The sequence below is a fragment of the Olsenella profusa F0195 genome (genome assembly GCF_000468755.1).
In the GTDB taxonomy this organism is placed as follows: Bacteria; Actinomycetota; Coriobacteriia; order Coriobacteriales; family Atopobiaceae; genus Olsenella_F; species Olsenella_F profusa.
This window is the reverse complement of record NZ_AWEZ01000064.1, coordinates 12,357-38,276: the sequence shown is the minus strand read 5'-3', so window position 1 is coordinate 38,276 and position 25,920 is coordinate 12,357. Positions and strand designations below refer to the sequence as shown.

Annotated in this window: 27 protein-coding genes; 18 read left to right on the top strand and 9 right to left on the bottom strand. The window is 63.9% G+C overall.

Annotation, left to right across the window (positions count from 1 at the left end; genetic code table 11):
• The 13 genes from HMPREF1316_RS10400 to hflX all read left to right on the top strand — a co-directional run bounded on the left by HMPREF1316_RS10400 (window position 1) and on the right by hflX (window position 13,557).
• Entirely contained in the window at window positions 1-1,509 is a 1,509-nt protein-coding gene (locus HMPREF1316_RS10400; RefSeq protein ID WP_021726974.1) for a helix-turn-helix domain-containing protein, read from the top strand.
• 36 nt (window positions 1,510-1,545) lie between these two features.
• The gene (locus HMPREF1316_RS10395) at window positions 1,546-2,043 is read left to right on the top strand and encodes a YajQ family cyclic di-GMP-binding protein (protein ID WP_021726935.1); all 498 of its coding nucleotides are present in this window, start codon (window positions 1,546-1,548) and stop codon (window positions 2,041-2,043) included.
• Complete coding sequence (gene rimO / locus HMPREF1316_RS10390; protein WP_021726990.1) at window positions 2,009-3,397, top strand: 30S ribosomal protein S12 methylthiotransferase RimO; 1,389 nt, start codon at window positions 2,009-2,011, stop codon at window positions 3,395-3,397. The genes HMPREF1316_RS10395 and rimO overlap by 35 nt, the downstream gene beginning before the upstream one ends.
• Window positions 3,397-4,050 (top strand): CDP-diacylglycerol--glycerol-3-phosphate 3-phosphatidyltransferase, encoded by a 654-nt coding sequence (gene pgsA / locus HMPREF1316_RS10385; protein ID WP_021727036.1) that lies wholly within the window; start codon window positions 3,397-3,399, stop codon window positions 4,048-4,050. The genes rimO and pgsA overlap by 1 nt, the downstream gene beginning before the upstream one ends.
• Complete coding sequence (locus HMPREF1316_RS10380; RefSeq protein ID WP_021726934.1) at window positions 4,043-4,561, top strand: CinA family protein; 519 nt, start codon at window positions 4,043-4,045, stop codon at window positions 4,559-4,561. Before pgsA ends, HMPREF1316_RS10380 begins: the two co-directional genes overlap by 8 nt.
• A gap of 218 nt (window positions 4,562-4,779) precedes the next feature.
• Entirely contained in the window at window positions 4,780-5,886 is a 1,107-nt protein-coding gene (recA, locus tag HMPREF1316_RS10375) for a recombinase RecA (RefSeq protein WP_021726999.1), read from the top strand.
• A 117-nt stretch (window positions 5,887-6,003) separates the two neighbouring features.
• Complete coding sequence (locus tag HMPREF1316_RS10370) at window positions 6,004-6,588, top strand: regulatory protein RecX (RefSeq protein WP_051332998.1); 585 nt, start codon at window positions 6,004-6,006, stop codon at window positions 6,586-6,588.
• A 245-nt stretch (window positions 6,589-6,833) separates the two neighbouring features.
• A complete protein-coding gene (gene rny, locus HMPREF1316_RS10365) occupies window positions 6,834-8,390 on the top strand; it encodes a ribonuclease Y (protein ID WP_021727023.1) in 1,557 nt (518 codons plus the stop codon).
• Between the two features lie 6 nt (window positions 8,391-8,396).
• Complete coding sequence (locus HMPREF1316_RS10360) at window positions 8,397-9,482, top strand: ATP-binding protein (protein ID WP_021727002.1); 1,086 nt, start codon at window positions 8,397-8,399, stop codon at window positions 9,480-9,482.
• Window positions 9,483-9,580: 98 nt separating this feature from the next.
• A complete protein-coding gene (locus tag HMPREF1316_RS10355) occupies window positions 9,581-9,898 on the top strand; it encodes a stage V sporulation protein S (protein WP_040652276.1) in 318 nt (105 codons plus the stop codon).
• 59 nt (window positions 9,899-9,957) lie between these two features.
• Window positions 9,958-11,265: a tRNA (N6-isopentenyl adenosine(37)-C2)-methylthiotransferase MiaB gene (miaB, locus tag HMPREF1316_RS10350; RefSeq protein ID WP_084620959.1), complete on the top strand. Its 1,308-nt coding sequence runs from the start codon at window positions 9,958-9,960 to the stop codon at window positions 11,263-11,265.
• On the top strand, window positions 11,262-12,212 hold the full coding sequence (gene miaA, locus HMPREF1316_RS10345) for a tRNA (adenosine(37)-N6)-dimethylallyltransferase MiaA (protein WP_021726950.1): 951 nt from the start codon (window positions 11,262-11,264) through the stop codon (window positions 12,210-12,212). The genes miaB and miaA overlap by 4 nt, the downstream gene beginning before the upstream one ends.
• A 22-nt stretch (window positions 12,213-12,234) precedes the next feature.
• Entirely contained in the window at window positions 12,235-13,557 is a 1,323-nt protein-coding gene (gene hflX, locus HMPREF1316_RS10340) for a GTPase HflX (protein ID WP_021726987.1), read from the top strand.
• On the opposite strand, the gene HMPREF1316_RS10335 is transcribed toward hflX, so the two are convergent.
• Complete coding sequence (locus HMPREF1316_RS10335) at window positions 13,554-14,318, bottom strand: heparan-alpha-glucosaminide N-acetyltransferase (protein WP_232204518.1); 765 nt, start codon at window positions 14,316-14,318, stop codon at window positions 13,554-13,556. The genes hflX and HMPREF1316_RS10335 overlap by 4 nt on opposite strands.
• Complete coding sequence (lexA, locus tag HMPREF1316_RS10330; protein WP_021726957.1) at window positions 14,311-14,958, bottom strand: transcriptional repressor LexA; 648 nt, start codon at window positions 14,956-14,958, stop codon at window positions 14,311-14,313. The genes HMPREF1316_RS10335 and lexA overlap by 8 nt, the downstream gene beginning before the upstream one ends.
• 189 nt (window positions 14,959-15,147) lie before the next feature.
• Between lexA and HMPREF1316_RS10325 the strand changes: the two genes are divergently transcribed.
• The 5 genes from HMPREF1316_RS10325 to HMPREF1316_RS10305 all read left to right on the top strand — a co-directional run bounded on the left by HMPREF1316_RS10325 (window position 15,148) and on the right by HMPREF1316_RS10305 (window position 19,104).
• Complete coding sequence (locus tag HMPREF1316_RS10325) at window positions 15,148-15,600, top strand: LysM peptidoglycan-binding domain-containing protein (RefSeq protein ID WP_021726962.1); 453 nt, start codon at window positions 15,148-15,150, stop codon at window positions 15,598-15,600.
• 105 nt (window positions 15,601-15,705) lie between these two features.
• Entirely contained in the window at window positions 15,706-16,158 is a 453-nt protein-coding gene (gene nrdR, locus HMPREF1316_RS10320) for a transcriptional regulator NrdR (protein WP_021726986.1), read from the top strand.
• The gene (gene dut, locus HMPREF1316_RS10315; RefSeq protein WP_021727010.1) at window positions 16,151-16,597 is read left to right on the top strand and encodes a dUTP diphosphatase; all 447 of its coding nucleotides are present in this window, start codon (window positions 16,151-16,153) and stop codon (window positions 16,595-16,597) included. The genes nrdR and dut overlap by 8 nt, the downstream gene beginning before the upstream one ends.
• 88 nt (window positions 16,598-16,685) lie before the next feature.
• Entirely contained in the window at window positions 16,686-17,999 is a 1,314-nt protein-coding gene (locus tag HMPREF1316_RS10310; RefSeq protein ID WP_021726956.1) for an NCS2 family permease, read from the top strand.
• 157 nt (window positions 18,000-18,156) lie between these two features.
• Window positions 18,157-19,104: an NAD(P)/FAD-dependent oxidoreductase gene (locus tag HMPREF1316_RS10305; RefSeq protein WP_021726978.1), complete on the top strand. Its 948-nt coding sequence runs from the start codon at window positions 18,157-18,159 to the stop codon at window positions 19,102-19,104.
• Window positions 19,105-19,325: 221 nt separating this feature from the next.
• Here HMPREF1316_RS10305 and HMPREF1316_RS10300 read toward each other — a convergent pair whose 3' ends face one another.
• The 7 genes from HMPREF1316_RS10300 to HMPREF1316_RS10270 form a co-directional block, all read right to left on the bottom strand.
• Entirely contained in the window at window positions 19,326-20,948 is a 1,623-nt protein-coding gene (locus HMPREF1316_RS10300; RefSeq protein ID WP_021726988.1) for a ClC family H(+)/Cl(-) exchange transporter, read from the bottom strand.
• Between the two features lie 106 nt (window positions 20,949-21,054).
• Entirely contained in the window at window positions 21,055-22,365 is a 1,311-nt protein-coding gene (locus HMPREF1316_RS10295) for a C40 family peptidase (RefSeq protein ID WP_021726995.1), read from the bottom strand.
• Window positions 22,366-22,493: 128 nt separating this feature from the next.
• Entirely contained in the window at window positions 22,494-23,030 is a 537-nt protein-coding gene (locus HMPREF1316_RS10290) for an adenine phosphoribosyltransferase (RefSeq protein ID WP_021726998.1), read from the bottom strand.
• Window positions 23,008-23,790: a transcriptional regulator FtsR gene (gene ftsR / locus HMPREF1316_RS10285; RefSeq protein ID WP_021726936.1), complete on the bottom strand. Its 783-nt coding sequence runs from the start codon at window positions 23,788-23,790 to the stop codon at window positions 23,008-23,010. Before ftsR ends, HMPREF1316_RS10290 begins: the two co-directional genes overlap by 23 nt.
• A gap of 5 nt (window positions 23,791-23,795) precedes the next feature.
• Window positions 23,796-24,227: an FHA domain-containing protein gene (locus HMPREF1316_RS10280; protein ID WP_021726960.1), complete on the bottom strand. Its 432-nt coding sequence runs from the start codon at window positions 24,225-24,227 to the stop codon at window positions 23,796-23,798.
• Between the two features lie 48 nt (window positions 24,228-24,275).
• Entirely contained in the window at window positions 24,276-24,656 is a 381-nt protein-coding gene (locus HMPREF1316_RS10275; RefSeq protein ID WP_021726975.1) for a Rid family hydrolase, read from the bottom strand.
• Entirely contained in the window at window positions 24,653-25,879 is a 1,227-nt protein-coding gene (locus HMPREF1316_RS10270; protein ID WP_021726951.1) for a MalY/PatB family protein, read from the bottom strand. Before HMPREF1316_RS10270 ends, HMPREF1316_RS10275 begins: the two co-directional genes overlap by 4 nt.
• Between the last annotated feature and the right edge of the window lie 41 nt (window positions 25,880-25,920).

Below are 25,920 nucleotides of genomic sequence, written 5' to 3'. Positions count from 1 at the left end.
GTGGCTCGTCCACGCTTTAGCGAGATGCTCGTCGACCGCCGCCGCAGGCTGGGCCTATCCGTCGTGCAGGCGGCCGAGCAGCTGAAGCTCAAGGAGCAGGTGCTCATCGCCTTTGAGGATGGCGACTTTGGCAACATGCCCAAGAGCGGGTATGCCCAAGGCATGCTTTCCTCGTATGCGCGCTACTTGGGACTCAACCCCCGCGTGATCACCCAGCAGTTCTCGTCCGACCTGCATGCATGGGAACGGGAGGTTGGCCGCAGCAATCGCAGGGACCGTGGCGCTGCCGCAAGTCCCACGGGTTACCAGGGCAGCCGAGGCCTGCTCCCCACGTCGGGCGGCTATGCTGGTGACCTCGATGACTACGCGACCACCTCGCCCGCACGTGTGAAGGGCGAGGAGGGGGGCGTCTACGAGGCGGCGCGCCGCCGCTCCCGCACAGGCGAGCGGCGCTACACGGGACGCGACGTCACGCGCGAGCAAGAGCAGCGCAGGGCTTCCCAGTATGGCCGCACGCGCACGCGCCAGACGCGATCCGAGCGTGCGCGCCGCAACGACGTGCCACTTGCGCCCAGCGCGGGCGGGCGCATCACACGCCGTGAGGTCACCCCAAGCGACTTCGAGGATGACCTGCGCTACGGCACCGCCAGCCCCTACGAGGCGGCATCCACTGCCACGGGTCGGCGTTCCTCGCGCAACATCGTGCGTGTCGATAGGCCCAGGGTGCGACGGCGTGCGGGGGCAAACCGCGGTCGTGCAGGCCAGTCTGACCCGCGCAATCGCAGGGTCCCCTCAGGCATCCTGGGTGGGGAGACCCGCCGTCTCGTGATCCTCACCTTCGTCATCGTGGCCATACTCACGGCCATCATCATATTCTCGGTGAGCTCCTGCGCGAGTGGTGCGCAACGTGACGCGCGCGGAAGCTCGGTCGTAAGCACCACGCAGACAACGGCACAGACGTCATCCAGCCAGAGCACGCAGAGCACCTCGAACCCCTCCGACTCCATGGGCGATGCCACGGACCCAACCGACCAGACCTCCACGGAACCCACGGAGGTCGAGGTCTCCGTTGCCAGCGGCGGCGTCTCGTGGGTGGAGATCAAGTGTGATGGCAAGAGCGTCATGGCACAGCAGGTGACGGGTCCGTGGGATCAGAGCTATACCGTCACGCAGTCCATCACCATCCATGTGAGCAACGTCTCCGTGGTCACGGTCTCCAAGAACGGAGAGACGCAGAGCTTCGAGACAAAGGCCTCCGGGCTGGGCACCATCACCATCCAGGGCACCCCTGCCAGCACAGACGGCTCGGGAAGCGGCACGGGATCCTCCTCGGACTCATCGAAGGGCACCTCGGGAGGCTCTGGTGGCTCCGGCGGATCGAACGGCAGCTCGTCCTCGGGCACAAGCGGCAAGGGGAGCTCCTCGTCCTCATCAACGGGTGGCTCGACCAACGGCAAGGGCACGACCTCCAACTCCGGTTCGCCGGGTGCCACGGGCAAGAAGAGCTAGCCACATCGCACGACCACCTACCAGAAAGGGCGCATCATGGCCAAAGAGTCCAGCTTCGACATCGTCTCCGTCGTGGACCTGCAGGAGGCTGACAATGCCTATCAGCAGGCCGTACGCGAGCTTTCGCAGCGCTACGACCTCAAGCAGACCGGCGCCACCATCAGCTTCTCCAAGCGGGACGCCACCTTCACGATAGGCGCGCCGTCGGAGTTCGTCTGTGGCCAGGTGCGCGACATGCTTGGCTCAAAGCTCGCCAGACGCCAGATAGATCTCTCGGCACTCGACTGGGGCAGGGTCGAGGCTGCGGCCGGCGCCTCGGTACGGCAGTCGGGCACCTTCGTCCAAGGCATCGACAAGGAGACGGCAGGGCGCCTCTCCAAGGATGTGCGCGCCCTCAAGCTCAAGTGCAAGGTAACCATCGAGGGAGACAAGCTCCGGGTGAGCTCCCCCTCGCGCGACATGCTCCAGCAGGTCATCTCCATGCTAAGGAACGCTGACTATGGCCAGCCCCTCCAGTTTGCCAACTACCGATAGCACGTTGGGCACCTGCCTGTTCGTGACGCTTGGCTGTGCCAAGAACGAGGTGGACACCGACCGCATGCGCGCCCTGCTGTTGCAAGGTGGCTTTGGCGAGGTCACAGAGGTCGAGGATGCGGACGTCGTGCTCATCAACACCTGCTCCTTCCTTGCCGCCGCCACCTCGGAGTCCATCGAGGCGACACTCGAGCTCGCGGATGACGTGAAGGACGGCGTGCGCTCGCGGCCCATCATCATGTGTGGCTGCGTGCCCTCGCGCTACGGTGCCGAGCTGCCCGATCAGCTTCCCGAGGTCGCCGCCTTCGTGCGCGCCGACGAGGAGGACGGCATCGTGGGAGTCGTCGATGACGTGCTCGGGATTGACCGCGTCCGCCGGGAGGTGGCGGGAACCAGCATCGGAAGCAGTACGAGCCTGCGCACCGTGGAGGGCACGAGTGCCTACGTCAAGATCTCCGATGGCTGCGACCGCTACTGCACGTTCTGTGCCATTCCCTACATCCGCGGGCACTACCTCTCCCGCCCCGCGCCGGAGATCCTCGCCGAGGTCGCCTCCCTCATGGAGGGTGGCGTGCGCGAGGTGGTCCTCATCGGGCAGGACACGGGCATCTGGGGCAGCGACCTTGACGACGGGACGAACCTTGCGTGGCTGCTGCGCCAGGTGGCCGGGATCGTGCGCCCCCACCAGGGGTGGGTGCGTGTGCTCTACCTCCAGCCCGAGGGCATGACAGACGACCTCATCAGTGTCATTCGGGACACGCCCGAGGTACTCGACTACATCGACATCCCCATTCAGCACTGCTCCGGGCGCATGCTCGCACGCATGGGACGGTCTGGCTCCGAGGACGAGCTGCGTGCGCTCTTTGCCCGCTTGCGCCGCGAGATCGATGGCATGGTGCTGAGGACCACGGGACTCGTGGGCTTTCCCGGCGAGACGGAGGAGGAGTTCGAGGGACTACTCGACTTCGTACGGGAGGAGGAGTTCGACTACACCTCCGTCTTCCCGTACTCCCGCGAGGAAGGCACGCGTGCCGCCCACCTTGACGGCCAGGTGGACGAGGGGGACAAGCTCGATCGCGCACAGCGTCTCCTGGACGTCGCGGAGCAGTTGGGCTTCGCCGCCACCGCCAAGCACGTGGGCGAGGTCACCGATGTCATCATCGATGGCGTCGAGGAGGGCGAGGAGGGGACCGAGCTGATTGGGCACGCCTGGTTCCAGGCACCCGACTGCGACGGCGCCGTACACATCGAGGAGGGCACTGCTACGGTGGGTGACGTGCTCAAGGTGCGGCTGGTCGATTCGTTCTGCTATGAGCTCGTTGGCGAGGTCGTCAAGGGTGGAGGAGGCAGCTGATGGCTCACAGGGGCATATGGACGCTGGCCAATGTCGTGACCTGCGCCCGCGTGGCGCTCGTTCCCGCATGGCTCCTCGTCGCCGAGCTTGCCGTGACGCCGGGGTCGTGCCAGGGCGTCCTCTGGATCGTGACGGCAATCCTCTTCATCCTGCTGTCCCTCACGGACAAGCTCGATGGCTATCTCGCAAGAAGTCGCAACGAGGTCACCGTGTTCGGCAAGTTCCTTGACCCCATCGCGGACAAGCTCGTCGTGGTGGTGGCGCTCGTCTTTCTCCTGCAGGTTGGCTCGGTGCGTGCCGTGGTCATCCTCGTCGTCGTGGCACGCGAGTTCCTGGTGTCGGGGCTGCGTATGGTGGCGGCATCTGCGGGCGAGGTCATCGCCGCCAGCAACCTTGGAAAGTGGAAGACGGCAACCACGATGGCATCCATCGCGGGCCTGCTGCTGGGCAATGCGCTCCGGGCATTCCCCTTCCCACCCGGCCTCCTCTACACGGAGGCATACGGCCGCATCCTGGCGGCCACATGGGCATTGATGGGCGTATCGCAGGTGCTGCTGTGGATTGCCGTCGCCCTCACTGCCTGGTCGGGCGTCGACTACTTCATGAAGGCCTGGCCCTACCTGTCTGCCTCCGAGGAGGACACCGATGGATAGGGGTGATGTCTCATGCACCAACGAGGACGTCCTTGCGCGGGCGCAACGGGTCGTGAGCGCTGCGACACGCGACGGTCGCACGGTGGGTACCGCCGAATCATGTACGGGCGGTCTCGTGTCCGGTGCGCTCACGGCCATTCCGGGCAGCTCGCTCGCCGTACGCGGTGGCATCGTCTCGTATGCCATCTCCGTCAAGCACGAGGTGCTGGGGGTCGAAGGCGCCATCCTCGACGAGCCCTCCATCGGTGCCGTCTCGCGCGAATGCGCCGAGCAGATGGCGGCCGGCGCCCGCAGGGTGCTGAGGGCCGATGTGGCCATCGCGACCACGGGCATTGCCGGACCGGGGGGTGCCGAGCCGGGCAAGCCCGTTGGCACGGTCTGGTTTGGCGTGGCGTCCTCCCGGGGCGAGCGGAGCGAACGCCATGTGTTCTCGGGGGACAGGGGCACGGTGAGGCGCAAGGCCGTGTACGTTGCGCTCGGCCTGCTTTGTGACGAGTTGTTGAAGTCCTAGGCCTGCCGCTTGGCCGCCCCCTCCGTGCGCAGCCGCCGCGCCCCGTCGCTGTGCGCAGGTGCCTGCCGACGCCATTGTCAGGCGCGACGTTGTCATGCAGGCTTCAGCATTTCTTGGCAAGCATGCCGCCAGTGACGGCTGCTACCATTGTGCCGTTCGATTGACACCGAACGACTGTTCGCATATGATGTCTGTGCATCCCAGGACAAGGAGACGGCATGGCACGTAGCAAGGGCACCCCACGTGAGGTTCACGAGAAGACCTATGGCGAAGAGCGCGACAAGATGGTCTCCGTCACCACATCAGAGATTGAGAAGAAGTTCGGCAAGGGGTCCATCATGCGCTTTGGTGACGGTGGTCCGACGATGGAGATAGAGGCCATCCCCACAGGTTCGTTGGCGCTCGACGCCGCACTGGGCATCGGTGGCGTCCCGCGTGGCCGCATCGTCGAGATCTACGGCCCCGAGTCATCGGGCAAGACGACACTCTCCCTGGAGATCCTTGCCGAGGCGCAGGCCATGGGTGGCGTCGTCGCCTTCATCGACGCAGAGCACGCACTCGACCCAGGCTATGCGGCACGCATCGGTGTGGACATCGACGAGGTGCTCATCTCTCAGCCCGATACAGGTGAGCAGGCACTTGAGATTTGCGACATGCTCGTGCGCTCCGGTGCCATAGACGTCGTGGTCATCGACTCCGTGGCCGCCCTCGTTCCCCGTGCGGAGATCGAGGGGGAGATTGGAGACACGACCGTTGGTCTCCAGGCGCGCCTCATGAGTCAGGCCCTCCGCAAGCTGGCGGGGTCACTCTCCAGGTCAAACACCACGTGCATCTTCATCAACCAGCTGCGCGAGAAGATTGGCGTCATGTTCGGCAACCCCGAGACCACGCCCGGTGGGCGCGCGCTCAAGTTCTTCTCATCGGTGCGCATGGACATCCGCCGCACAGACTCCATCAAGAGGAACGGCGAGAACGTCGGCAACCGCGTGAAGGTCAAGGTCGTCAAGAACAAGGTCGCCCCTCCCTTCAAGCAGGCCGAGTTCGACATCATGTATGGCACGGGGATCTCCAAGGAGGGTTCCATTCTCGACATGGCAGTGGACTACGACATCGTCACCAAGTCAGGCTCCTGGTTCACCTATGGAGAGGAGCGCTTGGGTCAGGGGCGCGAGGCCGTCAAGGAGTTTTTGACGACCAACCCCGACCTTCGCGATGAGATCGACCACAAGGTACGCGTCGCCTGCGGTCTCGAATTGGGTGACGAGCGTGTGGGCGAGCCTGTCGCCGATGGCGATGCCACCCCAGAGCCCGAGCGCACGGAGTAGGCGCGCGGCATGGCGCCGTCCGCCCATCAGTCGGGGCTCGCATGGAGCGTCTCGCTCCCCGAACGAGGGGCGGGCACCCCTTCCCTCGGAGGGCAAAAGCCTCGTGCGACCATCGCCGTGACGGCAGCCGACGGCTCCATCGAGGAGCTTGCCGTTCCGTTGTCCGTTGGCAAGGCGGCCAGAGGTCGTCGGCGTTCGGGGGAGTTCGCCCCCACATCGCGCACCGAGCTGGTCTCCATGCTCAGACGGCTCCAGGAGGCCAAGGCACGCGATCGTATCGCGGGCCTCGTAAACAGGCGCGACTACTCAAGCCATGAGCTGAGGGAGAAGCTCTTGGCTGACGGCTATTGGAAGGGCGCCGTCGAGGCGTGCATCGCCCGCGCGATCGAGGCGGGCATCGTCAATGACGCCCGCTACGCCGACGTCTTCATCCGCTCTAAGGCATATGCCGGATGGGGGCGCTCCCGCATCGAGCGCGCCTTGGCACAGAAGGGCATCGAGCCTGCCGATGTTCCCGGCTGGCCCGATGCCTACCTTCCCGATGAGGGGGAGGCCGAGCGCGCCTATGAGGTGGCGGCGCACCGCCGCTTTACGGGCGGGGATCCCTATGCCAAGGTCGTGCGCTTCCTGGGCGCACGCGGCTTCTCGCTCGACGTCGCCCATGCCGTTGCCTCCCGGCTCAGAGACGAGGGTGCCCTCTGACCCATTGCCGGCCCCTGCGGCGCACCGTCTGCCGCAGCGATTTGACAGCAGTCCAGCCAGCACATACGATGGCTATGTTCTCCGAGTCGTCTCACGCATGCGCGCCATGCGTTTGTCTATTCTGTCAGCATTGCGTCCAGCTCTTCATACGCAGGTACTTGCAGCAGGCTGCGTCTCGGATGACGGGTTCCGCCTCTCATGGGACGGTCTCCTGAACACATGGACAAAGCATCTGAGGAGTAAGCATGCCAATCTACATCATCATCGGGGTCGTGGGACTCCTGGTAGGCGCGCTCATCGCCTACCTCGTTGTCTCCAACGGCAACAACTCAAAGGTTCAGCAGGCAAACCGGGCATTGGACGATGCGCAGGGCGAGGCGAAGCGCATTGCGGCGGACGCCGCGCACGATGCGGAGAACGCCAAGAAGACCGCCCTCGTGGAGGCCCGCGAGGAGATCCTTCAGCTCAAGCAGCGCTCCGAAGCGGACGAGAAGCGTCGCAAGCAGGAGCTTCAGGACCTCGAGAGGCGCGTCATGCAGCGCGAGGAGTCACTCGACCGTCGCAATGACGCGCTGGATCGCAAGGAGCACCAGCTTTCCAGCATGCAGGGCCAGATAGACAGGCGCAAGGGCGAGATCGATGGCCTCTATGCCAGGCAGACCTCCGAGCTCGAGCGCATTGCAGCGCTCACCAAGGAGGAGGCGCACCGGGAGTTCATCGAGCGTGTGCGCGCCGACTCCGTGCGCGAGGAGGCACAGATCCTGCGAGAGAGCGAGCAGCGCGTGCGTGCCCAGGCTGATAAGACGGCGCGCGAGATCGTATCCACGGCTATCCAGCGCTGTGCCTCCGACCAGGCGGGCGAGATCACGGTGACCTCCGTGCACATCCCATCCGATGACCTCAAGGGTCGCATCATCGGTCGCGAGGGCCGCAACATCCGCACGTTCGAGCAGGTGTCCGGTGTCTCGCTCGTCATCGACGACACGCCCGAGACCGTCGTGCTCTCCAGCTTCGACCCCGTTCGCCGCGAGACCGCACGCGTGGCCCTCGAGAACCTCATCGCAGACGGACGCATCCATCCCGCGCGCATCGAGGAGCTGTACAAGAAGGCGGAGACCCTCGTGGGCGAGCGCATCCAGGAGGCTGGCGAGCAGGCCACCTATGAATGCGGCATTCACGACCTGCACCCCGAGGTCGTCAAGACCTTGGGTCGCCTTCGCTACCGCACGTCCTTCGGCCAGAACGTGCTCAATCACTCCATCCAGGTGGCACAGCTCTGCGCCATGATGGCCGCCGAACTCGGGCTTCCCGAGGCGCCTGCCAAGCGTGCCGGCCTCCTGCATGACATCGGCAAGGCCATCGACAGTGACGTGGAGGGGCCACATGCCGTCATCGGCGCCGACCTCTGTCGTCGGTATGGCGAGAAGCCCGAGATCGTCCATGCCATCGAGGCGCACCATGCGGACGTCGAGCCCAACACGGTGCTCGACGTCCTCGTGCAGGCCGCCGACGCCATCTCTGCCGCACGTCCCGGTGCGCGCCGTGAGAGCGCCGAGACCTACATCAAGCGCCTCGAGAAGCTCGAGGAGATCTCGAACGCCCATGAGGGCGTCGAGCGCACCTATGCCATGCAGGCCGGTCGCGAGCTGCATGTGATGGTTCAGCCCGAGAGGATCTCCGATGCCCAGGCAACCGTGCTCGCGCACGACATCGCCAGGCAGATCGAGGACGAGATGCAGTATCCCGGCCAGGTGCGCGTCGTGGTCATCCGCGAGTCCCGCGCCGTCGACATCGCCAAGTAGCCTCCGATGTCTGGGGCGGGCTCACTCGAGGGGTTCATCTCCGCCATGGGCGGGGAACGTGCGCTCAGGGTGGACGAGAACCTGGGGGATGGCTACGTGCGCCTGAAGGTCTCCGAGGCCGAGCGACGCCAGGCCCAGCAGGACATCCGCCACCTGGAGGACATCGTCATCGAGATGCTGCGAAACTCCCGTGACGCGGGGGCTCGCAGCATCTTCGTGTCTTCCTCGCGTGAGGGGGGCATCCGCACCCTCACGGTGATCGATGATGGCGCTGGCATCCCGTCGGCCCTCCAGGACCGCATCTTCGATGCGCGTGTGACCTCCAAGCTCGACGCCCTGCGCACGGACCGGTGGGGCGTCCATGGGCGTGGCATGGCCCTCTACTCCGTTCGCGAGAACGTGCTCTCGGCACGCGTGGTGTGCTCGGCCCCTGGCCAGGGATCCTCCATCCAGGTGCTCAGCGACACGAGCGCCCTTTCCGAGCGTGCCGACCAGTCCAGCTGGCCCATCATCGAGCGTGATGACGAGGGCGTCCCACATGTCGTGAACGGCCCCCATAACGTCATCCGGACCTGTGTGGAGTTTGCCCTCGAGGAGCGGGGGGAGTGCCATGTGTACCTGGGCTCCCCGGCAGAGATCGTGGCGACCCTGGTCAAGGTGTCCCAGGGACGCATCGATCCCACGAGCCTGCTCTTCGTGGATGACTTCGGCACCCTGGGCTGCGTGGAGCGCTTCGCCCTCGCCTCGGACGCGTACGACCTGCTATCCATTGCCGCGTCCATCGGCCTGGAGGTGAGCGAGCGCACGGCCCATCGCATACTCTCGGGCCAGATACGGCCCCTGCGCGACGTCCTTGCCTGCCGCACGCACGAACCCTCTGGCCGAGGACACGCACGCTCGTCGGTCAACCTCGCGCGTGACCAGCGCCACCTGCATGTCTCCAAGGATGACCTGGGCGAGTTCTCCCGCGCGATGGAGCGGGACTTTGCAAGGCTGGCGGAGCGCTACTATCTCAGCTTGGAACGTGAGCCACAGGTGAGTGTGCGTTCGGACAAGATTACGGTCACGTTCTCCGTCATTCAAGATGATTGACTTTCCCATATGCTGTACCATACAGAAAATGCTCGTCATGGGCCACAAACGAAGTACCGCGCATGCAGACATGCGTATGCGGCAAATGGGAGTCACACATGGATTTTCTCAAGGTGTCGAGCAAGTCATCGCCTGCGTCGGTCGCAGGTGCCATTGCCGGCATGGTCAAGGACGGCGTGCCCGTCAATATCCAATCCGTCGGAGCGGGTGCCGTCAACCAGGCAGTCAAGGCGATTGCCATCGCGCGCGGCTTTCTCATCCCGACGGGGGTGGACATCTCCTGCGCGCCCACCTTCTCTGACATCGAGATCAATGGCCAGACGCGGACGGCCATACGCATCGCCATCTACGTGCATCGCATTACGCCTCAGGCCGCCATGGTCGAGCCGACGGATCCCACGAGTGTGGTCGCCTAGTGCCTGCGTATGACGTCCTGGCAGGGAGGACCTACTTCGTGAGGACCTTCGGCTGCCAGATGAACCTCCATGACTCAGAACGCGTGAGCGGCCTGTTGGACTCCTATGGCTGCAACCTGGTCGACGAGCCGACCGAGGCTGACATCGTGGTCTTTATGACCTGCTCCGTGCGCAGGAAGGCGGACACGCACCTCTACGGGGAGGCGACGAACCTTGCACGGCTGCCCCAGGCACCGGGAGGGCGACGCGTGGTGGCCGTAGGCGGCTGTGTGGCGCAGCGCGAGGGGGAGCGGCTGTGCGACCTCATCCCCAACGTCGACGTGGTCTTCGGCACCAGTGCGCTCTCGTCCCTGCCCCATCTTTTGGCCGCGGCCTTCGATGAGGGGGTCGGTCATGTGCAGGTCGACACGCAGGAGGAGGGGAGAGGCTTCTCCACGGAGCTTCCGTCCCGCCGCGAGCACGAGTGGCATGCCTGGGTGCCCATCATGACAGGGTGCAATAACTTCTGCACGTACTGCATCGTGCCCCATGTGCGCGGGCGCGAGCGCAGCCGCAGGCTGGAGCGTGTGGTGAGCGAGGTGTCCGCCCTTGTGGGGGATGGCGTGCGCGAGGTCACGCTACTGGGCCAGAACGTCAACTCCTACGGTCGCGACCTGTATGGAAGCCCCCGCTTTGCGGAGCTGCTTCGCGAGGTGGGTGCGACGGGCGTCGAGCGTATGCGCTTCACGTCCTCCAATCCCAAGGACCTCTCGGACGAGACGATTGCGGCCATGGCGGACGTGGGGGCGGTCATGCCTCACCTGCACCTTGCCGTGCAGAGCGGCTCCACACGGGTGCTGCGCGCCATGAGGCGCACCTATACGCGTGAGCAGTACCTCAGGCGCGTGGCGGCACTGCACGCCGCCATCCCAGACATCGCCCTCTCGACGGACATCATCGTGGGCTTTCCCGGCGAGACCGAGGAGGACTTCGAACAGACGCTCTCCCTCGTACGGGAGGTGGGCTTTAGCTCGGCCTATACCTTTATCTACTCACGGCGCCCTGGCACACCCGCGGCGCGGATGCGGGATGACACCCCTCGTGAGGTCATTCAGGGACGATTCGGCCGTCTGGCACGGGTGGTCGAGGATTGCGCCCTCGCCGCCAGCCAGAAGGAGCTCGGTGCCACCATCGAGGTGCTGGCTGAGGGCAGCTCCAAGCGCAACGACCACATGATGGTGGGCCATGGCCCCAAGAGCCAGACGGTTCTCTTCGCCCTGCCCGAGGGACATGCGTGCGACGAGTACGTGGGCAAGCTCTGTGACGTGCGGGTGGATGACGCCCGCCCCTGGTTCCTGCGTGGAACGCTCGTGGGGAGTCCACGGTGACATCCCCCGGCCCCATCGTGGCCATCGTTGGCCCGACCGCGTCAGGCAAGAGCTCGCTCGCCGATGCGCTTGCCATGAGGTTGGGGGGCGCCGTCATCTCCGTGGACGCCATGCAGGTGTATCGCGGCATGGACATCGGCACGGCCAAGACGCCTCCTGCCGGGCGCGAGGCTCCGCTCCTCATGGTGGACGTGGCGGACGTGCGCGAGGACTACTCCGTCAAACGCTTCCAGTCCGAGGCGCGCGCATGCGTCGACGTGCTGCTGTCCCAAGGGCAGGTTCCCATCCTCTGCGGCGGTACGGGCCTCTACCTCGACGCCGTGATAGACGAGGTGTCGTTTCCCCAGGGCAGGCGTGGCAGTGGGACGCGCTTGAGGTGGGAGCGGATGGCCGAGGCGGAGGGTGCCGAGGCGCTTCATCGGGAGCTTGCCATGCGCGACCCCAAGAGCGCCGAGCTCGTTCACCCCCATAACATGCGGCGCGTGGTGCGTGCCCTCGAGATGCTCGACGAGGGTGTGAGCTATGCGCGCCAGCACGAGGGTCTCAGGCAGCGCACCCCCCATTACCTGACGCAGCTGTATGCCATGATGCTGCCACGTGCCGTGCTGTACGAGCGCATCGATGCGCGAGTCGATCGGATGTTCTCCCAGGGACTCGTCCAGGAGGTCGAGAGCCTCAGGGCGCAGGGGCTCACCGAGGGCATGACGGCTGGGCAGGCCATTGGATACAAGGAGGTGCTCGCCGCCCTGAGGGGCGATTGCTCCCTGGATGAGGCTCGCGAGCTCATCAAGCGAAGGACGCGCCACTACGCCAAGCGTCAGCTCTCTTGGCTCAGGCGCGACGGGAGGGCGCGTCCCCTCGATGCGACGTTGCCCCCTGACGAGCTGGTGGGACAGGTACTGTCTGGGATCCAGACATCCCGGGACGCCTGCCGCAGGAGGAGCTGACCAAACTGTGGAAGGGTGACGCATGGCTCGATTCAAACCTCGGTCCACGGCACCGGTACCGGAGCGCGCACTCCTGGTGGGCGTCGACCTTGGCACCGCAGCGTGGCCCCTCAGGGACTCGATGGCGGAACTCGGCCGCCTGGCGGTAACGGACGGGGCCGTCGTGGTGGGACAACTCACACAAAGGCTTCGGAAGCCCGTGTCGCGCACCTTCATCGGCAGCGGCAAGACCGAGGAGCTCGTGCGCATGGTACGAGCCCTTGACGTTGACGTAGTGATATTCGACGATGAGCTGACTCCCTCCCAGCAGACGAGCCTCGAGCGAATCGTGGGAGACTCCGTCAAGGTCATCGATCGCACGGCGCTCATCCTGGACATCTTTGGCAAGCACGCCACCACGCATGAGGGGCGCCTGCAGGTGCAGCTGGCACAGCTGCAGTATGTGCTCCCGCGTCTGAGGGGCATGTGGAGTCACCTGGTGGGAGAGCAGGCACGCGGCGGCATCGGCAGCCGTTTCGGCCAGGGCGAAAGCCAGCTGGAGATCGATCGTCGTCTGGTACGCGACCGCATCTCGCACCTTTGCCGCGAGCTCAAGGAGCTGGACAAGCGACGACGCATGCAGAGCAGGGCGCGCTGGGACTCGGGAATCTACCGGGTGGCCCTGGTCGGCTACACCAATGCCGGGAAGTCCACGTTGCTCAACCGTCTGACAGGTGCGGACGTCTATGCCAGAGACGAGCTCTTCGCCACCCTCGACCCCACCACACGCTCGCTCGACCTAAAGGCCGGTCGACGCATCACCCTGACGGACACGGTGGGGTTCATCCAAAAGCTCCCGACGAACCTCGTGGAGTCGTTCAAGTCCACGCTGGCAGAGGCTCGGGCCGCCGAACTCGTGCTGAAGGTTGCCGACGCGAGTGATCCCAACTGCGAGCGACAGATCGATGCCGTCGACGCCATTCTCGCTGACATAGGTGCGGCGGACATCGCCTCGGTGGTCGTGTACAACAAGTGCGACCAGCTCGACCGCGAGGTGGTACATGGCATGGAGGCACTGCACCCAGATGCGGAGTTCGTCTCGGCGCTTACGGGGACGGGGACGGATGGCCTGCTGTATCGCATCGCACGCGAGGCCGCGCGCGGCGACGTTACCATCACAAGCCTCATCCCCCACGACAAGGGACTGCTCGTGAAGCTGGTTCATGAGCGCGGCCAGATCGTGCGCGAGCGTTACGAGCAGGGCGGCCTGCTTGTGACGGCCCGTGTCCCTAGGCGTATGGCGGACACGCTCGAACCCTATGGCGTGAGTGACGCAGGGGAGGCGCAAGGGCGAGTGGGGGCCTAGAGGAACAGGCTCAGCAGGAGCAGCATGGGTTGGTGCAGCACATAGATGGGCAGGGCATGCCTACCTACGAACTCAAGCGGCCTCAGGCCCACCGAGTGCAGGAACGCTGGGAAGCCATGGGCGCCGAGCGAGGCCCCGATGCCTGCGCCAGCGAGAAAGAGCAGCGAGTAGGGGAGTAGGGGGTAATAGTCCCCCGAGGCGAAGTGCGGCCCCGGAAAGCCCAGGGGAGCGAGGTAGGGTGTGGCATAGAGCTGCCGGGGCAGCTGCAGAACGAATTGTCCCACACCCACCAGCCCCTGGGGAACGCGCAGACAGGCGAGGAAGAGTGCCATGAGAGGGATCGAGCACAGCCAGGAACGGCGGCCCCTGAGGAGCCCTGCCGACCTGAGCAGTGCCGCAACGAGCGTGGACGCGCCCATGCAGAAGATGATGCCAAAGCTGATGGGCGTGTCCACGGCAGCGATGGTGGTGACCCCATAGATGAGCGCGGCAACCACCAGATATTTGCCGGCACGCCTGTAGTTGTCCCGCGAGAGGGCGCACATCATGCCGGCAATGAAGAGAAACGTCCAGCCGATTGACGCACGCCACACGTCCTCGAAGGGCGAATGGAACAGGGGGAGCGTGCGCCCCCTCAGCGTCACGAGATCGTACGAGAGGTGAAAGAGCACCATCGACACGACGGAGCACCCCCTCACGGTGTCGATGAGGCGCAGCCGCGACGAGCGCCTCGGCTGCGGGGCCATCCGCAGCCTAGGCAATGGTCCTCATGAGTGCGACGACCTTACCCAGGATGATGGGATTCCGTACGTAGATGGGATCCATCGTGTCATTCTCCGGCTGGAGGCGGATGCGACCCTCCTCCCGGTAGAAGGTCTTGACCGTGGCGGAATCGTCTATGAGGGCCACGACGATCTCGCCATCCTGGGCATCATGCTGCTCGCGTACGGCAATGATGTCACCGTCGAGAATCCCCTTGTTGACCATCGATGTGCCATGGACCTTCAGCAGGAAGGAGCTGCCGCTGCCGACGACACTGGCGGGGAGCGTGAGCTGATCCTCCACATTCTGCTCGGCAAGAATGGGGGTGCCTGCGGCGACGCGGCCGATAAGGGGAAGGGAGATGGTTCCCTCGCTCACATGCTCCTCCACCGACGCAAGCGCTTGTCCGCCGGGCAGGTCGTCCTCAACCACCTCAATGGTGCGCGGCTTCTTGGAGTCGCGCTTGATGAGGCCACGCTCCTGAAGGACCTTCAGGTGCATATGAACCGTCGAGGGCGAGGCCAGCCCCACGGCCGTGCCAATCTCCCTCACCGAGGGCGGATAGCCATGTTCGGTGGTGTAGGAGCAGATGAAGTCGTAGATGGACTGCTGTCTCTTGCTGAGCCTGTCCTTGGCCATTGGTCCCCCTCGTCCCCGTGACTAGGTAGCGTAGCAAAAATACAAACACATGTTCTCTCTTTGCTTGACAGTGAGCGTCATTGTCCCTATAGTAGCACATATGTTCGCAGTACACGTGTTCTTTTGGCAATTGCTGTCGCGTGGTCTTGGTATACCAGTCTCGTACACACGCCGGGAGGGGAGTAAGCCATGCAGTCCTACAGACGCATCCAGAACGGTGTCGCAGCATTTCCCATCGCTGGCACGGCAGCGCTCAGACCTCGGCAGCACCGTGGTCTCGTGATGCTCGAGGGCGGTGCCACGGCACAGCGCCACCTCGCCGATGTGCGTGTCAGGCGCGAGGGGCGCCTTCGGCCGCACACGCTTGTCCTTGGGGCCCTTCTCGTCTGCGTCCTTTCCGTAGGCGCACTGATCCTTTCGGGCATCACATCTGCAGCCGCCGCACAACAGGCGCTGGATCGGGCAGACACCGTAACGATAGCGGTGCGGCAGGGAGACTCCCTGTGGAGCATCGCTCATGAGCATGGCATTGCCGGAGTCGATGACGGACGTATCGTCTCTTGGATCGAACAGCACAATGGGGTCTCTGCTGACGGGCTTGTGCCCGGCCAGAAGCTCGTCATCCCCACCTCCACAGCATGATCACAGTCACGGCCCTATCGCATAGAGGATTGCGGTTTGGTCACGTAGAAGGCTGAGCCGCGTGATCCTGTGGTATCCTCCATTTGTACATATATGAGGAGGAGTATGCGCTGTCCCAAGTGTGGTTGCGAGGAGTCGAAGGTCGTCGACTCTCGCCCGTCCGAGAACAATGACGCCATTCGCCGCCGCCGAGAGTGCATCAGGTGTGGTACGCGCTTTACCACCTACGAGCGTCGCGAAGAGATGCCCATCATGGTCGTCAAGAAGGATGGCCACAAGGAGGCCTTCGATCGCACAAAGATCATGCGGGGGCTCATGGTGGCCACCATCAAGCGCAACGTTCCGCTGGAGCGGCTCGATGGTCTCATTGACAGCATCCTCAGTGAGCTCAGGGACTCCGGCACGGTCGAGGTGAACTCCCAGGAGCTGGGCAAGATGGTCCTCCAGCGCCTCGTTGATATAGACAAAGTTGCCTATGTGCGCTTTGCCTCGGTTTATCGCGACTTCAAGGACATTGACGAGTTCGAAGAAGAGCTACGGAGCCTCATCAATGGGTAATGACAGGATCTCTCTACCTATCAAGCGCCTCGACCCGTCGATCGAGCTGCCCTCCTATGCCCATGCGGGCGATGCCGGCCTCGACCTGAGGGCAAACGAGGACGTTGTCCTCAGGCCCCTCGAGCGGCGCCTCGTCCCCACGGGGCTTGCCATAGCCGTCCCCGAGGGATATGCCGGCTTTGTGCAGCCGAGAAGTGGCCTCGCCTTCAAGGAGGGCCTTTCTATGGCCAACACCCCCGGCCTCATCGACGCGCACTACCGCGGGGAGCTCAAGGTGTGCGTCGTCAATCTCGACGCCACGCACGACATCACTATCACCAGGGGCGAGCGCATCGCCCAGCTGGTCATCCAGAAGGTGCCCGAGGTGTGTCTCAGGGAGGTCGGCGAGTTGGATGAGACGGACAGGGGCACGGGCGGCTTTGGTTCCAGTGGCGTCTAGCTTCAAGACGCCAGGTGCTTGAGGCATCGGGGATGCCTCCTTTTTTTCGTTCGCGTGCCCATGACGGCAGGTACAGAAGGGGAGTTTCATGGATTCGTTCTTTAAGGTCAGCCAACGGGGGTCTTCTACCGGCCAAGAGGTACGGGCCGGCCTCACGACCTTCCTGGCAATGTCGTACATCATCGCGCTGAACCCCCTCATTCTCTCGAATGCGGGCGTTCCCATCTCTGCAACCATCACCAGCACCTGCTTTGGTGCCGGCATCATGACCATCCTCATGGGCATCTTTGCCAACCGCCCGCTCGCGCTTGCCTCTGGCCTGGGCATTAACTCCATGATCGCCGTTGCCACGACGACGCTCTGCAACGGTGACTGGCATGCCGCCATGGGCGTCATCTTCGTCGAGGGCGTCGTCATCCTGGTCCTGGTGCTCTGTGGTCTCAGGCAAGCCATCATGGATGCCATTCCCATCTCGCTGCGCCATGGCATCTCGGTGGGCCTCGGCCTCTTCATAGCCATGATCGGCCTGGCCAATGCCGGCATCATCACGGGGGACGGCAGCACCATCCTCGCCCTGGGCAAGGTCACGAGCCCCGCCTTCATCCTAGGTGTCATCTCCATCGTCGCCACCATCGTCTTCGTGGCGCTCAGGTTGCGTGGCGCGCTGCTGCTGGGCATCATCGTCGCCGTCATCTGCGGCATCCCCCTGGGGCTCACCCAGGCTCCCCAGGGCATGCTCTCGTTGCCGGACTTCTCGAGCTTTGGGGCCCCGTTTCAGGCGGATGCGAACGGTACCATCGGCCTCCTCAAGGTCATGACCACCCCTACGCTGCTCGTGCTCGCATTCTCACTCATGATGTCCGACTTCTTTGACACCATGGGCACGGCGATGGCCGTGGCCAAGCAGGGCGACTTCCTCGAGGAGGATGGCAGCGTCAAGGACATGTGCACGATCCTGATCGTTGACTCCTGCGCCGCATGGGTCGGTGGCCTGCTCGGCGCCTCCTCCGTCACGACGTTCGTGGAGTCCGCGTCCGGCGCGGCCGACGGCGGCCGCACGGGCCTCTCGTCCGTGTTCGCAGGTGTCCTGTTCCTCATCGCCGCGTTCTTCGCACCTGTCATTGCCGTCATCCCCGGTGCAGCCACCTGTGGGGCCCTTGTCTACGTTGGCTACCTCATGCTCTCCGAAGCCCTGGAGATCCAGTGGAACGATCTGCTCGAGGGCCTGCCATCCTTCCTGATCATCGCGGGCATTCCGATGACGTACTCCATCTCCTCGGGCATTGGCCTGGGCTTCATCGCCTACGTGGTCGTCGCCGTGGCGACGGGCCAGGTGCGCAAGGTCAAGCCGCTCATGTGGGTCGCCGCGCTCGCGTTCCTCATCTACTTCCTCGTGTCGTAGCGGGACGTAGCCAGGAGCCATACAAGAGGGGAGGGGGCAGACGCCCCCTCTTCGTCTGCACACAGGTCCGGGGCGACTGAAAGGCACATACCCTAATGGGTAGCATTCCAGTGACAATTCATGCCATGAACGCTCTCTCTAGAAAGGTCGTTGTGAGATGTCCGAACAGCAGAAGGACCTGGTCATCATCGGTGGTGGCCCCGCGGGGCTGTCCGCCGCCATCTATGGGGCCCGTGCGCTTCTCGATGCCGTCACGCTCGAACAGGAGGCGGTCGGCGGCCAGATCATCCTTACGAGCGAGGTGGATAACTATCCCGGCGTGCCGCACACGGATGGCTTCTCGCTGACGGATGCCATGCAGAAGCAGGCCATCGACCTGGGCGCCTCCATCAAGATGGGACAGGTGGCCTCCCTTGCGCGCAAGGAGGATGGTTCGGGGTTCGTCGTGGAGACAGCGGAGGGCACCTATGACACCAAGACGGTCATCATCTCCGGTGGCGCCACGCCACGCCATGTTGGCTTCGAGGGCGAGGAAGCCTTCGGGGGCCACGGCGTCTCATACTGCGCCACCTGTGACGGCATGTTCTATAGGGGCAAACAGGTGTTCGTCATTGGTGGTGGCAACTCTGCCGCCGAGGAGGCGCTGTTCCTCACGAAGTTTGCCGACAAGGTGACCATGGTCGTCCGCAAGGACCATCTGCGAGCCCAGGCCTCCGTGGGCAGACAGATCGAGGAGAACCCCAAGGCCAGCATCCGCTACAACACAAGCGTCACGAAGGTCGCTGGCGATGTCCTGCCGAGGGACATCACGTTCCGCGACACCGTGACCGGCGAGGAGTCCATGGAGACCTATGACGAGGGCTCGTTTGGCGTGTTCGTGTTCGTGGGCAGGGTTCCCGCAACGGGGCTTGTGAGGGGCCTCGTGAAGCTGGATGACCACGGCTATGTCATCACCAACGACCGCATGGAGACCTCCGTGCCGGGACTCTTTGCGGCAGGCGACATTCGGCAGAAGTCACTGCGCCAGATCGTAACCGCAACGGCTGACGGCGCCGTCGCGGCCACGAGCGTCGCCTCGTACCTTGGGCAGCCCATCGAGGGATAGATCCGAAGGGTGGAGATGAATCGTGCGAGGTCTCTCGGTCGATCTGTCCCGCGTGCTGGCTCATGTCCGCACGCGGGACCTTTTCAGTGGCAGAGGCAGGCACGACCAGCGCCGTGTCTGGGACGCTCCAAGGCACACCAATGACCCCATATCGATCTCATATAAACCATGATAATATATCTTATGTAAAGTAATAAATGAGACGCCCCATCTGCCGTACCCTACCGTCTCGGTGTGTGCTCGGTCGCCAACGAGCTTCGGCAGAGGCGCCAGACATGGTCCTGTATGCTGTCCTCGGCGCGCATGTCCATGATGACGAGCAGGTCATCCAGCGCCTGCAGGCGCGTGTCGCCATTGGGTACGATCTCCGTCCCGGCACGGTACACCGTCACGATCATCGAGCCCCTCGGCCAGTCGATGTCCCTGAGGCACCGGCCCTCGAGCAGGCTGCCGGCACCCACGGTGTAGTCGTGCAGCACCTTCTCCTTCTTATGGCGCACGCGTGGGGTCTTCGCGGTGACGTCCAACAGATTGCCCAGGAGCCTCTCGTAGAACGGATCCGTCCTGGTGATGTTGGCGACGACATACGCCACGATCGATACGATGGAAGCTGCGAGCAGCGAGTCCATGCTACCCGTGAGCTCGAACGCTAGGACGACGCCCGTGACCGGGGCGCGCACCACCGACGAGAACAGTCCTGCTATGCCCAACACCATGAAGTTGACGATGTACATCGCATTCATGGAACATGTGTTCGTAAGAACGTTACCATAGACCGCTCCCGCGAGCATGCCCATGACGCATAGGGGGAAGAGCGTGCCGCCCGGGGCGCCTGACGCAAAGCACATTGAGGTGAGGGCGTACTTCCCCACTAAGAGGAGCACGAGCGTCAGGAAGGGCACCATGGTGGGGTATTTGAGCAGTTCGACAATGGCATCCCCGCCGTCAAGGAGCAGGGGCGCCGCGAACGCGGCGACGAGCGTGAGCGCGAAGGGCAAGGCGAGCCTTCCCCCATAGGGAACCCTGGCAAGCACCGTGCCATAGAGGCCCTCGTTGAGCAGGAACATCCCCCTGTTGTGAAGGGCGCCCAGAAGCCCCATGACCAGGCCCATGAGCAGGACGAGCACATAGTAGACGTGCGGGAGGTCCTGGACGAACGCGAGCCGGAGCACGGGCCGCACCCCCAGCACCTGGGACACCAGGAAGTCGGCGGACACGGCCGATGCCATGGCGGAGATGATGAGCGAGGGCGTGAACTCCTTGTGTATCTCCTCGATGGCGAAGAGCGTGCCGGTGAGCGGCGCATTGAAGGCGGCACTCATGCCTGCGGCAGCCCCGCAGGTCACGAGCAGGCGCTCCTCCCCCCTTCCGCGGCGCAGCAGCCTTGAGATGGCCTTGCCACCCATGCCGCCCAGCTGAATGGAGGGACCCTCGCGTCCCAGGGAGAGTCCGGAGAGCGCCAGGAGCGTCCCCTCCGTGAACTTTGCCGCCAGCACACGATGCCAGGGCATGTCAAGCTTGCCCATGACCTCGGCATCCACCTGGGGGATGCCGGATCCCTGCGTATAGGGCTCCCAGCTGACAAGCTTGGCCACAACCAGACAGCACGCGGCCATGAGGGCGATGAGCCCTGCGAGGGCCATGGGGTGTGCCTGTGCGAACGGGATGATGAACCTGAGCGTGCGCTCGGCCAGCGTCAGGCACAGACGGTAGAGCGTGACGATGCCGCCGGCGGCAAGCCCCACGAGGACGCCCTCCCATACCATGTCGAGCTGGAAGCGACGCGAGTTCCGCCTGCTTACCTGGGCGCGAGCGTCCGTCTTTATCGCCTGCGTGGTGCCCATCCCCCATCGCGCTTGCCCCTGCCTACCCCACCTGCCACAAGAGGGGGACGAACCCCGTTCGTCCCCCTCGTATCATAGCGATTCATGCCGCGCGGCCAAAGCCCGCTTAATACGTGCCGCCTCCGATGAAGGCGTACACCGTGGTGATGCAGACGGCACGACCGGGGCTGGGAGCATGGATCATCTTGTTGTTACCAATGTAGATGCCCACGTGTCCCGTGCTCGGGAAGACGAGGTCGCCCACCTGGAGCTGGCTCTTGTCCGTCTTCCAGTCACCCGAGGCCTTGAGGCTGGCAATCATCTGATAGGTGGTGCGCCCGCGCTTGCCGCCATAGCACACGTTGACGAGACCGGAACAGTCCACGCCACTCGCGCTCGTTCCACCCCACACATAGGGGACGCCAATCATGGCATAGGCGGTGGAGACGCCACCGCCGGCGCTTGCGCTGCTGGATGTGCCCTTGCTGCCACCACCACTGGATGATGGTGCGGACTGTGGCTTCGAGGTCGTGGGCTTCGAGGTGGTCGTGGACTTCGAGGTCGTGGTAGCCGTGCCGTTCGATCCGCCATTGCTGGGGTTGCTGCCATTGCCGCCCTTGGACCCATTGTCAGAGCCATTGGAGCCGTTCGAGGTGGGGGCGGCATTCGAATTGTCGCTGGAATCGCTGGAGTCGCTTGTGGGCTGCGCGGCATTCTGCGCCTCGGGCGCCGTGGCGGTACCACTGGCAAGCTGGGTGACGGTGGCCGCGGCCGTGGACGGCTCGGTGCCGTTCTCGTTGGCCCCGGCGACCTCGCTCGCGGCCTCTTGGGCCAGCTGCTGCTGGACCTCCGCGCTCAGGCTGTTGTAGTAGTCCTGCGCCTTGGCAACCTTCTGGTTGTACTCGTCGATCTGGGAGTTGATGCTGTCGATGGTCTGCTGCTGACGTGCCTGCCTGGCCTCGAGGTCGCTCCGCTCGCTCTTGAGCTGGGATTGCAGGGTGGTGACCGCGGAGATCTTCTCCGACTGGGCATCGCTCATGCGTGTGGCGTAATACACGTTGGTGACGAAGTCCGAGAAGCTGTCTGACCCCGCCACGATGTCCATCAGAGAGATGCCACCGCTGGTGTAGGAATCGTGCACGTTCTGGCTCAGGTCATCCTTGGCGACGTCCAGCTGCTGCTGCGTGTCGTCGATCTTGGACTGGTTCTCGTCGATGTCATACTGCGTGTTCTCAAGGTCAGAGGAGGCGGTTGCCAGCTTGTCCTGGAGATCGCTCAGGGAGCTGGTGAGGGACTCGATCTGCTGTCGTGCTGCATCGAGGTCGGACTGGGGGTCGGCATAGGCGACAGGGGCGGCACTTGCGAACACGAGTGCGGCGGTGAGACCACATGCGACGGCACGACGTGCGACGGACTGAAGATGATGGTTGGTTATCAAGAACGTCCTCCTTTCGCATAACGCTAAGAATTTTAGCTGTTACTGTCCCCTTCTTCACGCGCCTTCATAGAATGGACAATGGCCTGTGAAGGGGTTGTGGTGAACGCCATGAGGTGCACCCGTGCCCCCTACCCCACCTGAATGAGGGTGAAGACCTCCTGGTCGAACTCCTTGGAGATGACGTCACGCGGGTTGAGGTAGGCAAGCTCCAGGATGAAGGAGAAGCCCATGACCTCCGCGTTGGCCTGTTCGATGAGCTTGGCGGTGGCGACGCAGGTGCCGCCCGTGGCCACGAGGTCGTCCACGATGAGCACCCTGTCGTCAGCATCGAGGGCATCTTGGTGAATCTGCAGTTCGTCGGTACCGTATTCGAGCTCGTAGCTCTGGGAGTACACGGCACGGGGGAGCTTGCCGGGCTTGCGTGCGGGCACGAAGCCGGCACCCAGCCGGTAGGCGACGGGGGCACCGATGAGGAAGCCACGTGCCTCGGCCCCAACGACCTTGGTGATGCCGATATCTCCGAAGTGGCTGACAATCTTATCGACGGAGGCATGCAGACCCTCCGGCGAAGCCATGAGTGGCGTGATGTCCTTGAAGATCACGCCCGGCTCGGGATAGTCGGGGACGTCGACGATATACCTCTCAAGATCTGTAGTAATGGCCACGTTCGTTCCTCTCGCGCTCTCTGGTCCTCTTGCCGCCCTCCCCCTCGCTCATCTGCGAAAAGGCGGTGGATATCTGACGACGCAGCAGAATGTCGCGCACCTGGGCAGTGAGCGAGAGCATCTGCTGCATGGCATCGGCAAACTGTTGGCGGTTCTCCGGGGTGTCCTCCATCTGCACACCGCCACCCTTTCGGGCGAACACCACAAGCGCCTGCTCGAACATGGCGCTCTCGCGGTTGGCGGCCGTCACATACTGACGCAGGTTCTTGGGGCCAATCCCAAAGTGGCGCAGCCGGTCACATGTGCGGATGAGGGCGAAGTCGCGTCCATCCACCAGATCGCGCCCATGAGGCGAGCGCTTGAGGCCGATGAGCCCCGCCTCGGCAAGCTCGCGCACAAAGCTCACGGGCGTGCCAAGCAGCTCGGGCATGCGGTCTATGGGATGCAGCCTCGAGGTGGTCTGGGTGTCCTCCTGCGGTTCGACATCACTCAAAACGGCCCCAAAGACGCCGTTCTTCTCGTTATCGAGCTGTTCCTTGATGACCTGCAGGGGCAGGAAGCGGTTCTTCTGCAGGTACAGGATGGTCTCCAGCCGGCGAACGTCAGACGGGGAGTACAGACGGTACCCCGAGGGCGTGCGAGAGGGCTCGAGCAGCCCCTCGTCCTCGAGATAGCGCACCTTTGAGATGGAGAGGTCAGGATACTGCCCCTGCAGGCGCTTCACGACCTTTCCTATGGTGAGGTACCTGGCATCCGCCATGAAGGCTAGTCCTCGGTTTTGATGCGTGCGGCCTTCCTGTTGGCATGGAACACCATGCGGAAGGTGCCAATCTGGACGGTGGAGCCATCACGAAGCACGGCCTTGCTGACGATTGCGCCGTCCACCCACGTGCCGTTGAGCGAACCGAGGTCCTCGATAGTGGCATAGCCCGACCCCATGCCCGAGAGGTCGATGCGGGCATGGTGGCGTGAGACCGTCATGTCATTGAGGAAGACCGCATTGGCAGGGTCGCGCCCCACCGTGATGAGGTCGCCATCGAGCTCGAGCACGGAGCCCGTCTGGGGACCCTTCACGATGGCGAGCGTCGGATACGCTGGTGGGACGGAAGTCATGAGATCGGGCGTCGTGGCATCGGTGGCAGGAACCCTGAAGATCTCCGTGGCATCCATGTCTGCCTTGTTGCCATTGGACTGCATGGGACGTCTCCCCTTTCGACTATGTCAACAAAACCTATGATAGCGTTCCTATCTGCATGCCACACAGCTCAACTCCACATGTGCGCCCTTGGGCAGACGTGAGACCTCCGCGACGCTACGTGCGGGCGCCGGCATGGCAAAGTGACGCGAGAAGCACTCATCCACCACCGGAAGGTCATCAAGACTCGTGAGGAGCACCGTTACCGTGGCAATGTCATTCAACGTGCAGTCGCACTCCTCAAGCAGCAGTGACGTGAGCTGCAGGGCACGCTCGAGCTCGGCCCGCGTGCCACCCTCCACGAGCGTGCCGGGATCGTGGACATCGAGACCCAGCTGACCTGCGGTAAAGATGAGGCGGCCGGCCGTGGTGCCAGCGGAGTAGCTGCCCTCGGCATCGGGAACGGCAGGTGCGTTGATGGCATACTTCATCGGTCATCCCTCTCGCAGGGACGCGCACGCTGGTTGGTGGCATAGACCAGACGCTCCAGCGCACTCTCGAGCACCTCGCGGGGACAGGCAAGGTTGAGGCGCACAAACCCCTCCCCACCCGTGCCAAAGAGGTATCCCCCCTCCGCGAAGACGGAGGCCTCCCCCTCCATGAAGTCCTCAAGCTCACGATCGGTCATTCCCCAGGCCCTGAAGTCGAGCCAGGCAAGGTAGGTGCCCTCAAGCGGCGCGATCCGCACGTCGGGCAGATAGCGCTCCACCATTCCCCTGAGCAGCTGGTAGTTGCTCCAGATGACGGCAACGAGCTCGTCGAGCCACTCGTCACGGGCCGTGTAGGCCGCCGTGGTCGCAACGTAGGCAAGGGAGTTGAGTGAGTCCGTGCCGATCTCGGCCAGCCCCCGCCGGAAGCGCCTGCGCAGCTCCTCGTCGGTGATGAAGATCTGTGCGGACTGTATGCCCGTGATGTTGAAGGTCTTGGAGGGGGCGGTGCAGATGACGAGACGGTCGTACTCACCGCCCTCGGCAACCCGCATGAGGGCACTGTGCTTGTAGCCCGGCATGACGAGGTCGTCATGGATCTCGTCGGCAACGATTATGACGTCATGGGCGACGCATATGTCCAGGAGCCTCCTGAGCTCGACGGCACTCCATACCCTGCCTACGGGGTTATGCGGGCTGCACAGCACGAGCATCGTGTTGGCGGGATCCTTGACCAGCTCCTCGAGTCCCTCGAAGTCCATGGAATAGGCAAGCCCGCCATCCTGCGTCAGCTCGCGGCAAAGGGGGCTCTCCACGACGGTACGACCATTGTCCCTGATGGCGCGGGCGAACGGATAGTACACGGGAGGCTGGATGATGACGCCGTCCCGTGGCTCGGTGAGCGTGCGCACGGCTGTATAGATGGCGGGCACCACACCCGGCGTGTTCACGAGGGACGTCTTGTCGGGCTCCCAGCCGTGCCGGCGACTCTGCCAGCCCGTACAGGCGTCATAGAACTCCTCCGTGGGGGCAGGGTATCCGAGGGGCTGCTCGTCGAGATAGTCCTTGAGGGCCTTGGTGATGGGTGGCGCGGGCACGAACTCCATGTCCGCAACGGACAAAGGAACCACCTCGGGCGAGAGATCAGGCACCTTCCTCGCCATAGCCTCCCACTTTGCGGAACCATGATGGGCACGGCGCGGCAGGGTCGAGAAGTCATAGGACATAGCACTCTCCCTCCAAATGCAAAGGTAGAACGTGACAAACG

Bases quoted from the DNA above. Each gene is read 5' to 3' on its own strand.
- HMPREF1316_RS10270 (WP_021726951.1), bottom strand. From the start codon at position 25,879: ATGTCCTATGACTTCTCGACCCTGCCGCGCCGTGCCCATCATGGTTCC.
- nrdR (WP_021726986.1), top strand. From the start codon at position 15,706: ATGCGCTGTCCCAAGTGTGGTTGCGAGGAGTCGAAGGTCGTCGACTCT.
- pgsA (WP_021727036.1), top strand. From the start codon at position 3,397: ATGGCTCACAGGGGCATATGGACGCTGGCCAATGTCGTGACCTGCGCC.
- HMPREF1316_RS10305 (WP_021726978.1), top strand. From the start codon at position 18,157: ATGTCCGAACAGCAGAAGGACCTGGTCATCATCGGTGGTGGCCCCGCG.
- HMPREF1316_RS10355 (WP_040652276.1), top strand. From the start codon at position 9,581: ATGGATTTTCTCAAGGTGTCGAGCAAGTCATCGCCTGCGTCGGTCGCA.
- lexA (WP_021726957.1), bottom strand. From the start codon at position 14,958: ATGGCCAAGGACAGGCTCAGCAAGAGACAGCAGTCCATCTACGACTTC.
- HMPREF1316_RS10360 (WP_021727002.1), top strand. From the start codon at position 8,397: ATGTCTGGGGCGGGCTCACTCGAGGGGTTCATCTCCGCCATGGGCGGG.
- HMPREF1316_RS10380 (WP_021726934.1), top strand. From the start codon at position 4,043: ATGGATAGGGGTGATGTCTCATGCACCAACGAGGACGTCCTTGCGCGG.
- rimO (WP_021726990.1), top strand. From the start codon at position 2,009: ATGGCCAGCCCCTCCAGTTTGCCAACTACCGATAGCACGTTGGGCACC.
- rny (WP_021727023.1), top strand. From the start codon at position 6,834: ATGCCAATCTACATCATCATCGGGGTCGTGGGACTCCTGGTAGGCGCG.
- HMPREF1316_RS10395 (WP_021726935.1), top strand. From the start codon at position 1,546: ATGGCCAAAGAGTCCAGCTTCGACATCGTCTCCGTCGTGGACCTGCAG.
- recA (WP_021726999.1), top strand. From the start codon at position 4,780: ATGGCACGTAGCAAGGGCACCCCACGTGAGGTTCACGAGAAGACCTAT.
- miaB (WP_084620959.1), top strand. From the start codon at position 9,958: ATGAACCTCCATGACTCAGAACGCGTGAGCGGCCTGTTGGACTCCTAT.
- HMPREF1316_RS10275 (WP_021726975.1), bottom strand. From the start codon at position 24,656: ATGAAGTATGCCATCAACGCACCTGCCGTTCCCGATGCCGAGGGCAGC.
- hflX (WP_021726987.1), top strand. From the start codon at position 12,235: ATGGCTCGATTCAAACCTCGGTCCACGGCACCGGTACCGGAGCGCGCA.
- ftsR (WP_021726936.1), bottom strand. From the start codon at position 23,790: ATGGCGGATGCCAGGTACCTCACCATAGGAAAGGTCGTGAAGCGCCTG.
- HMPREF1316_RS10300 (WP_021726988.1), bottom strand. From the start codon at position 20,948: ATGGGCACCACGCAGGCGATAAAGACGGACGCTCGCGCCCAGGTAAGC.
- dut (WP_021727010.1), top strand. From the start codon at position 16,151: ATGGGTAATGACAGGATCTCTCTACCTATCAAGCGCCTCGACCCGTCG.
- HMPREF1316_RS10280 (WP_021726960.1), bottom strand. From the start codon at position 24,227: ATGCAGTCCAATGGCAACAAGGCAGACATGGATGCCACGGAGATCTTC.
- HMPREF1316_RS10325 (WP_021726962.1), top strand. From the start codon at position 15,148: ATGCAGTCCTACAGACGCATCCAGAACGGTGTCGCAGCATTTCCCATC.
- HMPREF1316_RS10310 (WP_021726956.1), top strand. From the start codon at position 16,686: ATGGATTCGTTCTTTAAGGTCAGCCAACGGGGGTCTTCTACCGGCCAA.